The 11,551-nt window shown below is 48.2% G+C and carries 11 protein-coding genes, 1 tRNA gene and 1 pseudogene; 10 read left to right on the top strand and 3 right to left on the bottom strand.

What is annotated here, in order from left to right:
* Nucleotides 1-424: 424 nt before the first annotated feature.
* The 3 genes from ACOJTG_RS24030 (at nt 425) to ACOJTG_RS24020 (ending at nt 3,008) form a co-directional block, all read left to right on the top strand.
* On the top strand, nt 425-1,303 hold the full coding sequence (locus ACOJTG_RS24030) for a helix-turn-helix domain-containing protein (protein WP_420156133.1): 879 nt from the start codon (nt 425-427) through the stop codon (nt 1,301-1,303).
* Between the two features lie 70 nt (nt 1,304-1,373).
* The gene (locus ACOJTG_RS24025) at nt 1,374-2,357 is read left to right on the top strand and encodes a type I glyceraldehyde-3-phosphate dehydrogenase (protein ID WP_420156132.1); all 984 of its coding nucleotides are present in this window, start codon (nt 1,374-1,376) and stop codon (nt 2,355-2,357) included.
* A gap of 36 nt (nt 2,358-2,393) precedes the next feature.
* Nucleotides 2,394-3,008, top strand: a complete 615-nt coding sequence (locus ACOJTG_RS24020; protein WP_420156131.1) for a pyridoxamine 5'-phosphate oxidase family protein — start codon at nt 2,394-2,396, stop codon at nt 3,006-3,008.
* A gap of 194 nt (nt 3,009-3,202) precedes the next feature.
* Here the strand turns inward: ACOJTG_RS24020 and ACOJTG_RS24015 are convergent.
* Nucleotides 3,203-3,276: transfer RNA gene (locus ACOJTG_RS24015), tRNA-Ala, on the bottom strand.
* A 242-nt stretch (nt 3,277-3,518) separates the two neighbouring features.
* Here ACOJTG_RS24015 and ACOJTG_RS24010 point away from each other — a divergent pair.
* From ACOJTG_RS24010 to ACOJTG_RS23995, 4 genes are all read left to right on the top strand, one after another.
* Nucleotides 3,519-4,154, top strand: coding sequence for a peroxiredoxin (locus ACOJTG_RS24010; RefSeq protein ID WP_104711139.1), 636 nt, complete (start codon nt 3,519-3,521; stop codon nt 4,152-4,154).
* 206 nt (nt 4,155-4,360) lie between these two features.
* The gene (locus ACOJTG_RS24005) at nt 4,361-5,149 is read left to right on the top strand and encodes a glycoside hydrolase family 25 protein (protein WP_420156130.1); all 789 of its coding nucleotides are present in this window, start codon (nt 4,361-4,363) and stop codon (nt 5,147-5,149) included.
* Nucleotides 5,150-5,311: 162 nt separating this feature from the next.
* Entirely contained in the window at nt 5,312-6,958 is a 1,647-nt protein-coding gene (gene pgi / locus ACOJTG_RS24000) for a glucose-6-phosphate isomerase (protein ID WP_420156129.1), read from the top strand.
* 163 nt (nt 6,959-7,121) lie between these two features.
* Nucleotides 7,122-7,862, top strand: a complete 741-nt coding sequence (locus ACOJTG_RS23995; RefSeq protein WP_420156128.1) for a hypothetical protein — start codon at nt 7,122-7,124, stop codon at nt 7,860-7,862.
* Nucleotides 7,863-7,999: 137 nt separating this feature from the next.
* On the opposite strand, the gene hisS is transcribed toward ACOJTG_RS23995, so the two are convergent.
* Complete coding sequence (gene hisS / locus ACOJTG_RS23990; RefSeq protein WP_420156134.1) at nt 8,000-9,361, bottom strand: histidine--tRNA ligase; 1,362 nt, start codon at nt 9,359-9,361, stop codon at nt 8,000-8,002.
* A 256-nt stretch (nt 9,362-9,617) separates the two neighbouring features.
* Between hisS and ACOJTG_RS23985 the strand changes: the two genes are divergently transcribed.
* The gene (locus ACOJTG_RS23985; RefSeq protein WP_165795965.1) at nt 9,618-9,764 is read left to right on the top strand and encodes a hypothetical protein; all 147 of its coding nucleotides are present in this window, start codon (nt 9,618-9,620) and stop codon (nt 9,762-9,764) included.
* 57 nt (nt 9,765-9,821) lie between these two features.
* On the opposite strand, the gene ACOJTG_RS23980 is transcribed toward ACOJTG_RS23985, so the two are convergent.
* Nucleotides 9,822-10,226, bottom strand: a complete 405-nt coding sequence (locus ACOJTG_RS23980) for a hypothetical protein (RefSeq protein ID WP_420156127.1) — start codon at nt 10,224-10,226, stop codon at nt 9,822-9,824.
* Between the two features lie 167 nt (nt 10,227-10,393).
* Between ACOJTG_RS23980 and ACOJTG_RS23975 the strand changes: the two genes are divergently transcribed.
* Nucleotides 10,394-11,170, top strand: coding sequence for a 3-keto-disaccharide hydrolase (locus ACOJTG_RS23975; protein ID WP_420156126.1), 777 nt, complete (start codon nt 10,394-10,396; stop codon nt 11,168-11,170).
* A gap of 157 nt (nt 11,171-11,327) precedes the next feature.
* Nucleotides 11,328-11,551 (top strand): annotated as a pseudogene (locus ACOJTG_RS23970) (SAM-dependent methyltransferase); the annotation flags it as partial.

The raw sequence follows: 11,551 nt of genomic DNA, 5'->3' as shown, positions 1-11,551 counted from the left end.
CATTTTCATCTCGCTCTGTCCTAGCAATCGTATCCAGCTAGCATCCGAACGCAGCCGGGCAGGCAAAGCCCGGGAACGCTTACGGAGATAGGGTCAAAAGTAGAAGGGCTGGCGATACGCTTCAACGTACAGATTCTCGTTTTTATGGTACTATTTACCGATGGGCTCTCATTGGGACTACTTCAGGGCTTATCAGTAAGGTAAGTACGGGTACAGAGAGCCTTCTTAACGCATTATTTGGGTGTATTACTTACGTTACTTAGTAATTCTATTCAATCATTCAGGAACCTATTTTTGTCTCCGGTACTATCTTTAGGTATCCCTTTCTAGAATATTCATTGGAGAAGATACAGATGCATCGGAGGCAATCTCTAACGATAGATTCAGCTCCCGTGTATAATCCTATCCATCCTTACGATTCCCTATGACCTTCGAACATGACACCAACGAGCGTATACGCGTGTATGAACTCGATCCAAGCAACAGCCCATTGGTTTTCGAGGTTAGAGCGACGGATTTAACGTTTATCTGGAATACCGGAGAACGCCTGGATCTGACCGTTGATAAAGTCCCCTATCGCCTCGCTCGAAATCAGATCATTTTCCTGACCGAATTTCATCACATCGATAGCATCGAACTGAAATCCGCCCGTATGGTTCGGTTCAACCAGCCCTTCTACTGCATCATCAATCACGATAATGAAGTAGGTAGCAAAGGTTTTCTCTTTTTTGGAGCTTCGGGAATTCCGATTATCTCCATTGATGAAGCAATGCTCTGGGAATTTGAAATCTCCTGGCAATTATTTGAAGCCGAGATGCAACGGACCGAGATTCTGAAGAAAGATATGCTACAGTCCATTCTCAAACGGATGCTTATTCTTTCGGCCCGCATCCTGCGAAAATCTACCGACTTTCATAAGCTGGAAAAAGGCCAAAGCGATCTCATCCGCGAATTCAACTATTTGGTGGAAAGACACTTTACCGAGCATCACGACGTCGCCTTTTACGCTTCTCAACTCAACAAATCGCCCAAGACCATTTCGAATGTCTTTTCCGTGGTTTCCAGCCGGGGACCGCAACACATCATTCACGACCGCATTATGATGCACGCCCGGCGACAGATTGGCTATACGAACCTGTCCATCAAGGAAATTGCCTACGAGCTTGGTTACGAGGACATTCATTCCTTCAGTCGCTTTTTCAAGAAAAAAGAAGGCATCTCGCCCATGCAGTATCGGGAAAAATTTTTAGCGAATACAAGTCCACAAGGAAAGATTGCTACCACCTCAGGAATCTATGCCTAACCCTTGCAAGGAATTATGCTGCTATTTTGAAGCATGAAATCACTCTGGTTTCCTTCCTAAACATAGCATCATGAAAAAAATAGCCATTAACGGTTTTGGACGTATCGGCCGGGCCGCTCTTAAAGTAATCTTTGAAACCAATGATCTGGAACTGGTAGGGATCAATGACCTCATGAGCATTGAAAACGCTGCCTATCTACTTAAATACGATACGAATTACGGCAAATACGAAAAAGCAGTCACCGTCGAGGGAGATACGATCCTAATCGATGGGAAAGCCATTCGATATACCAGCATCCGGGATATTGAAAACCTGCCCTGGAAAGAACTGGAAGCCGAAGTAGTCATTGAAAGTACGGGGATTTTTACCTCACAGGCCGCGGGTGATCGACACATCGCGGCTGGAGCGAAATTCGTGGTCATCTCGGGTCCGACCAAAGATACGCCCACGGTAGTACATGGCGTAAATACGGAAGAGGGGAAAGTCGCCGTATTCTCCTGTGCGAGCTGTACCACTAACAATATCAGTCCCGTAATCGAAATACTGGGCCGTAGGCTGGGTATTAAAAAAGCCATCCTGAACACGACGCACGCGTATACGGCTTCCCAAACACTGGTGGATGCTCCCTCCAAACGCGAACCCCGTATGGGACGGGCAGCGGCTAATAACCTGGCCCCGGCGGCTACCGGTGCCGCCATTGCCACCACGAAAGCCTTACCGCAGTACGCCGGAAAATTCGACGGCATTGCCGTACGCGTACCCGTAGCCGTCGGCTCTATTTCGGATATTACGTTTATTGCCGAACACCCGACCAGCGTTGAGGAGATCAATCAGATTCTGACCGAAGAAGCGGCTACGCCCCGGTACGAAAAAGTCCTTGCCGTTACGGATGAACCCCTGGTTTCCAGCGACATCGTTAAAAGCCCCTTTGCGGCAACGGTTGATCTGGAAATGACGCGGGTGGTGGATGGTGATCTGGTCAAAGTTATGGCGTGGTACGACAATGAATGGGGATTCACCAACCAAATGATTCGACAAATCCAGTCCCTGTAGTAGAGTAGCTTTCGTCAATTCTTAACCGTTACTGCCATGAATTACGCAGCACTTGCCTTTACCGATGGCACCAAAGCAATCCAGGAACGCATGGGGAGTCGCGGTGCGTACGAGCGGATGGAACGCATGACCTACGTGGAAGGTTTGACCGGCGTTGAGCGTAACTTCATTGGTCAGTTGGATAGCTTTTACCTGGCCTCTTCGGGAGCGAACGGGTTTCCCTATATCCAGCACCGGGGTGGTCCGAAGGGTTTTATCAAAGTACTTGATGACCAAACGATCGGTATCGTGGATTTTAGCGGAAACCGGCAGTACATTTCAGTCGGTAACATCGAGCAAAATCCGAAGGTATCGCTGATGTTGCTCTCCTACCCGCTACGTGCTCGTTTGAAGTTATACGCGGAGGCCGAAATCGTGGAAATCCGCGACAACCCGGAGCTTTACGCATTACTCAAACCCGAGGAGTACAAATTCAAACCCGAACGGTTACTGCTCTTTCACATTAAAGCCTACGATTGGAATTGTCCGCAGCACATTACGCCTCGGTACACGTTGGAGGAGCTGGAAGAGGTGAATCAACCCAAAGATCAGTACATTCAGCAGTTGGAGCGGGAAATTAAAGTATTGCGGGCAAAACTCGGCGATTCGTAATAGGGACAAAGAAATCTTTGCTGTCGGGCAGGTTAACTCAACCATTCTCTGAAAATAGACTTGGGACCAGCGATGGAAAACTCAAGTCTATTTTCATTTTCCAGTACGCACCTTACTGGGCTAAAGACGTATTTGTTCGTCCAATGCAACAAAAAAGGCTTTCAGAGGAATCCCTCTAAAAGCCTTCAAGGAAGTGGAGAAGATCGGGCTCGAACCGACGACCTCTTGCATGCCATGCAAGCGCTCTAGCCAACTGAGCTACATCCCCTTCTGAAATGTGGGTGCAAATATGTGGCTTTCAAAGGGCCTTGTCAAGCAAAAGACGAAGAAAACTTTCATTTTTCGGCGTTTTCGTTCTGCCCTCCAAAAAGATACCTGATAACCAACTAACAATCAGTGCAGTTGTAAAAAATAGAATAGTCTGGTAAACTAATAGAGTATTTGACTTGTTTATCTCAACGGAACGTTGAACCTTTGCGGACGTTCGATAAACCTTAAACTGATTCGATTATGTCCTTACGACTTGGAGACATCGCACCCGATTTTGAAGCAGATACCACTCAGGGCCACATCCGTTTTCACGAATGGCTGGGCGATAAATGGGGCTTACTCTTTTCACACCCCGCTGACTTTACGCCTGTATGTACGACGGAGCTTGGTAAAACCGCTCTGCTGAAAGGTGATTTCGAAAAACGTGGCGTGAAAGTGATTGCTGTATCGGTTGATGATCTGGATTCTCACAACCGCTGGACGCCTGATATTGCCGAAGTAAGTGGTACGGAAGTCAATTTTCCCATCATCGCCGATTCGGACCGTAAAGTCGCTGAATTGTACGACATGATTCACCCGAATGCCAGCGAAAAAGCCACGGTTCGTTCGGTATTTGTCATCGGTCCCGATAAAAAAATCAAACTGACCCTGACCTACCCCGCCTCCACGGGACGTAATTTCCAGGAGATTCTACGGGTGATTGATTCCCTGCAACTCACGGCCAACTATCAGGTAGCCACACCGGCCGACTGGAAAGACGGCGAAGATGTCATTGTAACGCCTGCCGTTTCCAATGATGCTCTGGCAGAGAAATTTCCCAAAGGCGTTACGCACGTAAAACCCTACCTGCGTGTTACACCGCAGCCGAATAAATAATAGTATTTACCGTTTTTCGTTTAAAAACCACAGCGTTACTCAATTGTAGAGCGACGCTGTGGTTTTTGTTTAAGAACGTACCCGCTTCGTACACGAGCGGGTGGTTTACCTAACCGCTTTACGTACAAATCCAACGGAAAACTGTAAACTGAAAACCGTAAACCAAGAACTCTCCCTTACTTTTACGGGCTCTTTTTCAAATTCGAATGCCTGCTCCAGTCAAACGCCGCTCACCGTTCAACGTAAAATTGCTCCTCGCTCTCAGTCTCCTGTGCATTGGGCTGATTGCCGCTTTTTTGTATTTCCGGTATCGCAATCCTACGCAAATTGAATGGGATTACTCCCGAACCGCCAGCATTCGCATTCCAACGGAATATCCCGTCCACGGCATTGACGTATCCAAACACCAGGGTAAAATTGAGTGGAGCGTCATTCGGGAGTCGGCTCTGGCGGACGAGGCTCGCCTGGAGTTCGTATTTATCAAAGCCACCGAAGGCATTTCCATTCAGGACAAACGCTTCAAAAACAATTACAGCAGTGCTCGCCAGACGGGTTTACGCGTCGGTGCCTATCACTTTTTCATCCCCTGGCGGGACCCGGTTCCGCAGGCCGATAATTTCATCGAAACGGTACAACTGAAATCGGGGGATTTGCCGCCGGTATTGGACGTCGAATCCTCACATCCGCTGAAATCCGACGAACGGACCATCCGCGACATTCGTACCTGGCTGGAGTTAATCGAAAAGGAATACGGCGTCAAACCCATCATTTACACCAATCGCCGCTTTTACCAGAAATTCATTCGGGGAAATTTCGACGAATATCCACTCTGGCTGGCCCATTACTCATCGGAACAACTAGCGGGTGATATTTCCGGGAAAGTCTGGTTCTGGCAGTATTCCGAACTGGGTCAGCTGAAAGGCATCAAGGGAAAGGTCGATTACAACGCCTTTCTGGGGGATCTGAGCGAGCTGGAGCAAATCTGCCTGCCCTAGTCCAAAAAATTTCACGAAAAGTTTTATTACGGAACTCTGCACCCATTTGTTGGTTTTTATGGATGCAGTAGCCATTTTTGGCCCGCTTAAACGCAGTAGCATGAACCGGGGTTATTTAACCGCTCATGTCCTGACGTATCCTATCATTCAGAGCCTTATCTTATGCTGAAGTCTATTCCATTTACTCAGAATCCTGCTTACGCAAAGCTTCTTGCTCATTTTGAGGCTACTCAATCCGTTCAGATTAAAGACTTATTTGCGGAAGATACCGAACGGTTCAATCGTTTTTCGACTCGTTTTGAAGACATCCTACTCGATTACTCCAAAAACCGAATCACCGAAGAAACGAAACAGTTATTACTGGAACTGGCTCAGGGAGCCGAACTGAAAGATGCCATTGAGCAACTGTTCACCGGCCAGAAAATCAACGCGACCGAAGACCGGGCCGTACTCCACGTAGCCCTACGGAATCGCTCAAATACACCTATTGAAGTGGACGGTGCGGATGTGATGCCCGAGGTGAATGCCGTACTGGATAAGATGAAAACGTTCTCCGAAAAAGTCATTTCCGGTGAATGGAAAGGCTATACGGGCCAGGCCATTACGGATGTGGTGAATATTGGTATTGGTGGCTCGGATCTGGGTCCGGTGATGGTGACGGAGGCTCTGAAACCTTACAAAAACCACCTGAATCTGCATTTCGTATCCAACGTCGATGGTACGCACATTGCCGAAACGTTGAAAGCCGTTAATCCCGAAACAACCTTGTTTCTGATTGCGTCCAAGACGTTCACGACGCAGGAAACCATGACCAACGCCCACACGGCCCGTACTTGGTTGCTGGATGCGGCTGGTGATGATTCCGCCGTAGCGAAACACTTCGTAGCCATTTCAACCAACGAAAAAGAAGTCAGCAAATTCGGTATCGATACCGAAAATATGTTCGTCTTCTGGGATTGGGTAGGTGGTCGGTACTCACTCTGGTCGGCGATTGGTTTGTCGATCATTCTGAGCGTAGGTTACGAAAATTTCGTGGAATTGCTCGAAGGGGCTCACGCCATGGATAACCATTTTCGGACGGCTACTTTTGAACAAAACATTCCCGTAACGCTGGCTTTACTGGGGATCTGGTACAACAACTTCTACGGTGCTCAGACGCAGGTTATTTTGCCCTACGATCAGTACCTGCACCGCTTTGCGGCGTACTTCCAGCAGGGCGATATGGAATCGAACGGCAAGTACGTCGGTCGCGACGGCCAAGCCGTAGATTACCAAACGGGGCCTATCATCTGGGGGGAACCCGGTACCAACGGTCAGCACGCGTTTTATCAATTGATTCACCAGGGTACGAAACTGATTCCGGCGGATTTCATTGCTCCGGCGATTAGCCACAATCCCATCGGTGAGCACCATAAGATTCTGCTTTCCAACTTCTTCGCTCAGACGGAAGCATTGATGAACGGGAAAACATCCGAAGAAGTCATCGCCGAATTCCAGTCGAAAAACGTAAGTCCAGAAGTATACGAGTCGCTGGTGGCTTTTAAAGTATTTGAAGGCAACCGTCCGACGAACTCCTTCCTGGTCAAAGCCATTACGCCCCGTACGCTGGGTAGCCTGATTGCCGCCTACGAACACAAGATTTTTGTACAGGGCGTCATCTGGAATATCTACAGCTTCGATCAGTGGGGTGTGGAACTGGGCAAGCAACTGGCCAGCAAAATCTATCCTGAACTACAAAACGATGAGCCGGTTAACGATCACGATGGATCAACCAATGGTCTTATCAACGCTTACAAAGCCTGGCGTTAGTAAAAATACCGGAACGTTGTAACGTTCCTTGAAAAAACGGCGTATCGTAGGTCAAAGCCCCTTTGCACGTATGATACGCCGTTTTTTTGCTTGCCTTTGCCTACTCCTGAGTTCGGCTTGTCTGGCTCAGGACCTTCCTGTTTATTACGAAACTTCGTCTAGAATGCCGTCTTCCCCCATGCTACACCGCTGGTACTTGGGCCTGGAAGGTTTCACCCGTACGGACCAAAGTACACTTACAAATTCGCTGGATGGCCTGGTTACGGCTGCTTCGGTTAACCGGGCTAGTTGGTCCGCTTTGATTGGCTACGCTTACCGTGATGCCTGGGTACTGGAAGGGGGCTACGCCCGCATGCCTATCCATAATCAGCTCACCCTGGTTACGGCTCCGCAATCGGTTGCCTTCACCTTCACAAATGAATCCCATGCGGCAATGTTACGTTTCAAACGTCGCCTGTTTCAAACGGGTAAGCGAAAAAATCAGGCAGGACTTTGGCTCACCGCTGGAGCATATATTGTACCCAGTTCGGGGAAGTACGTGGATGGTTTCATCATGGAAGGCTATCGGTATCGTCGCTTTCAAACGGCTCCCGACACGCTTTTGCTACTCAGTCAAACGGAAACGGCCAAACGTACCACGGGTATGCTGGAATTGGGCCTGGAATATAATGTACGACTGTCCAATCGACTAGAAATGGGTTTCTATGGTCGAAAGATCTGGGGTTTACAAAAGGCTTTGGTTACCGAGATGATTTACTCCGAGAATAGCGTACAGACTCAATCTTCCCGCATTACGGCCACTGGTACAGGCTGGAGTCTGGGTTTGGCTCTGCGGTACACCTATTCCTTCCGGCGATCGATGAAAAGCGTATACGATTTGCACGGGAAATATGGAAATCAGTAATGCCTCGTTCCTTTTGCAGGCAGGTACGTTGCATGACGAGTTCAAGTCTGTCCGTTTTAACGAATTTTACTCCTGCATGGACACGAAAAAAGAGGGCATCTCCTAAAGGAGATGCCCTCTTTCGGTATCAAGTCTTTTTACTTTAGTAAGTCAATTAAGGCCTCAGCGGTTACTTTCTGCTGCTCGCCCGTCGTCATGTTTTTCAGCGTTAACTGACCAGAGGCGATTTCCTCCGAACCGATCAGTACCACGAAGGGAATCTTCTTACGATCGGCGTAATCGAGCTGCTTCTTCAGTTTGGACGATTCCGGATACAACTCGGCGTTGATACCCGCCTGCCGGGCTTTTTGTAACAGCGGCAGCGAATAGGTTTCGCCCGCGGCATCGAAATTGGCAAAGAGTAGCTTCGTGGTGACGCTCTGATTTTCCGGGAAAAGCTGTAGTTCTTCCATCACGTCGTAAATCCGATCTACGCCCAGTGAAATCCCTACTCCCGACAGGTTGGGTACCCCAAAAGCTGCCGTCAGGTTATCGTACCGACCCCCGCCGGAGATACTGCCGATCTGGACACCGCCCGCTTTTACTTCAAAAATGGCTCCGGTATAATAGCTCAGCCCACGAGCCAGCGTAATGTCAAGCTGAATTTTTTTGTCCGAAATTCCCATCGTCCGAATCATCCGCCAGAGTGTTTCCAGCTCCTGCACGCCCTTCATACCTACCTGCGAGTTCTGTAACCAGTCTTTCAGGTTTTCAAAGGTTTCGCGATTGGAAGTCATCGGAGCAAACAGCGGCTGTAGCTTCTTGATGGAGGCATCCGAAAGGCCTTTCTCGCTCAACTCCTCCTCTACTTTTTCCTTTCCGACTTTATCAAGTTTATCAATGGCCACGAACAGAGCAGCTTCCTTACCCGCCACGCCAATCACCTCGGCAATGCCACTGAGAATCTTTCGGTTATTGATTTTAATCGTGAAATCTTCAATGGATAGGCCCGCGAAAATTTCGTGTAACATGGCTACGATTTCCGTTTCACAAAGCAGGGAATCCGTACCGACAATATCCGCATCGCACTGGTAGAATTCGCGGTACCGACCTTTCTGAGGCCGATCCGCCCGCCAGACGGGTTGCAACTGATAGCGTTTAAAGGGGAACGTCAGCTCGCCGCGGTTCATCACGACGTAGCGGGCAAACGGTACAGTCAGGTCGTAACGAAGTCCTTTTTCGGCGATTTTAGGCGTCAGTTTTTTGTATCCTTCTTCTATATCAACTGTCTCGATTTTATCCAGAAAATTACCGGAATTCAGAACTTTGAATAGTAACTGGTCCCCTTCTTCGCCGTATTTACCCATCAGTACCGACAGGTTTTCCAGCGTGGGCGTTTCGAGGGGTTGAAATCCGTATTTCTGGAAGGTACGGCGGATGGTATCGAAAATGAAGTTTCGTTTCACCATTTGCTCCGGACCGAAGTCGCGGGTGCCGCGGGGCAAGCTTGGTTTTTGTATACTCATGATCTATGTTTCACAGGAGTGGGGATTTGCTCTCCTGAAGGGCTCTGGTTCATTCTAGACCACAAAAATAGCATTCAAAGCCCGAAGCGAGGGGATTCATTTAAAATTCCTTTATTTTTAAACGCCCTTTCACTTGATTTGTGCGGAAAAACAAGTAGTTTTGCGGTTCATTTTGAGGTTCTGAGTATGAGTATCTGGTATTCCTGGATTACTCGAATCGGTGACCAGTCATACCAAACTGAACAAAATCATGGGTGTATCACAACTGAAGCGTAAAGACCGCAGAAACAAGTCTATCGCTAACAACCGCATCACTACGATCAAACGCCTCTCACTGAAGCCGACGATCAAGAAAGTAGATGTTGAAGCCATCAAAGCTTCTTTCGAACAGAAATAATTGGCAGTTCGGGCATTCTCGCCTATTCTGCCTTTCTATTGATGCATTGAAACCCCGCTAAATGGATTTAGCGGGGTTTTCTTTTTCCCTCTCTTTGTGAGATTTTTCTACTTTAGGCTTTTGCTTTTTAGCCATTGCTTCTTTCCGCTGAGCCATCTCCCGGCGATTTTTCCGAAAAAACCGACGCATCTCCTTCCGCGTATCTACCCGTACCCGCATTTGCAGGGCATTGCCGTACATGATCATACCCCCTACCACGAGGGCAATCGCGTAAATGCCTAGAAGAAACCAGCGATTGAAGACTTCGTTGGTAGATTCTAACCATACGGCTTTCGTCAGTACAATGATGCCATAGACAAACACAACCAGACTCACCACCGATAACAGCGTGGATTTGGTCTGTAAACTCATGCGTTTGACTATCTTACGACCCGGAGCTTTTTTATATTCAACAATTTTCATAGTTCGTACAGGTTCTTTAAAATACAACCCTGAAAAGAGCCGTATAGTTTGGGGGGTGAAGTACTAGAATTACGCTAAAAAATCCTTTTTTTTCAAAAAGTAGCTGTACACCCGCTAACATCACGTAATTTTCAGTCGCAATCTTACTTTCAAATTTGATATTACCAATGCAGATCGCTCAAAAGCTAACTCTCACGCTGTGCTTATCAGTCGCAGCACTGGGCTTTACCTCGGCTCAGGACCAACGAGCTGTCAAGAAAAACTATCTCGTTAAACCGGAAGAAACAGAATTCTGGGATCCCGAAATCCCAACGGTTACGCCCGGTCAGTCCTACGGCTTGCCCCCCTCGGATGCTATCATTCTCTTTGATGGTAAAAACCTCGACAACTGGATTACCGTAAAAGACGGCAGTCCTGCCAAATGGGAAGTGAAAGACGGAGCCTTCTCGGTGGTGAAAGGAGCGGGTAACATTTCGACCAAGCAGGATTTCCAGGATTATCAATTACACATTGAGTGGCGTTCGCCCAATGAGCCCGAGACGCTGAAAAGTCAGGGTAAAGGAAACAGTGGTATTTTCATGCAGGGTATGTACGAAGTACAGGTACTCAACAGCTACAAAAACCGCTCGTACCGCAACGGCCAGGCCGGATCGATTTACAAACAAACGCCACCGATGATCAACCCGATTCGTCCGATGGGCGAATGGAATACGTACGATATCATCTATACGGCTCCCCGCTTTAACCAGAACGGTGGTGTGGAAACGCCTCCGTACGTAACGGTTATTTTCAACGGAATCATCGTTCAGAACCATACTAAGATTCAGGGTTCGACGGAGTACATCGGTGCTCCGAAAAACGTTCCCCATGGCAAAGGCCCGATCAGTTTGCAGGACCACGGTAATGCGGTAAGCTTCCGTAACGTCTGGATTCGCGAACTGTAAGCGACCGCGTACAACCTTCAGAGGACAGATTATAGAGAATAGGCATTAGATTCTGAAAAGTCAGCGTCTGATGGCTCTCCTCTATAATCTGTCCTCTTCGATTTAAATCTGTCCGCCGCCGTTTATCTTTGTCGCTTATTCCGTAATCTTTACTCCAGTGAAGCGTCTCATTTCCTTTATTCTTCGTACGGTTCCCCGGCCCGTTTTGCAACGGGTGAGTTATATTCCCCTGAAAATCACGGCGTTTTTCCTGAAAGGTACCGACAAAGAATGTCCCGTTTGTGGTCAGACGTTTCGGCGGTTTCTCCCCTATGGCCGTTTGCAGTCGCGGGCCAATGCCCTGTGTCCCAACTGTCTGGCTCTGGAACGGCACCGGCTCAT

Source organism: Siphonobacter sp. (assembly GCF_048595215.1).
Classification (GTDB): domain Bacteria; phylum Bacteroidota; class Bacteroidia; order Cytophagales; family Spirosomataceae; genus Siphonobacter.
This window is presented reverse-complemented; position numbering and strand designations above follow the sequence as displayed.

Coding starts and splice junctions, on each gene's coding strand:
- ACOJTG_RS24030 (WP_420156133.1), top strand. CDS start 425: ATGACCTTCGAACATGACACCAACGAGCGTATACGCGTGTATGAACTC.
- ACOJTG_RS24025 (WP_420156132.1), top strand. CDS start 1,374: ATGAAAAAAATAGCCATTAACGGTTTTGGACGTATCGGCCGGGCCGCT.
- ACOJTG_RS24020 (WP_420156131.1), top strand. CDS start 2,394: ATGAATTACGCAGCACTTGCCTTTACCGATGGCACCAAAGCAATCCAG.
- ACOJTG_RS24010 (WP_104711139.1), top strand. CDS start 3,519: ATGTCCTTACGACTTGGAGACATCGCACCCGATTTTGAAGCAGATACC.
- ACOJTG_RS24005 (WP_420156130.1), top strand. CDS start 4,361: ATGCCTGCTCCAGTCAAACGCCGCTCACCGTTCAACGTAAAATTGCTC.
- pgi (WP_420156129.1), top strand. CDS start 5,312: ATGCTGAAGTCTATTCCATTTACTCAGAATCCTGCTTACGCAAAGCTT.
- ACOJTG_RS23995 (WP_420156128.1), top strand. CDS start 7,122: ATGCCGTCTTCCCCCATGCTACACCGCTGGTACTTGGGCCTGGAAGGT.
- ACOJTG_RS23985 (WP_165795965.1), top strand. CDS start 9,618: ATGGGTGTATCACAACTGAAGCGTAAAGACCGCAGAAACAAGTCTATC.
- ACOJTG_RS23980 (WP_420156127.1), bottom strand. CDS start 10,226: ATGAAAATTGTTGAATATAAAAAAGCTCCGGGTCGTAAGATAGTCAAA.
- ACOJTG_RS23975 (WP_420156126.1), top strand. CDS start 10,394: ATGCAGATCGCTCAAAAGCTAACTCTCACGCTGTGCTTATCAGTCGCA.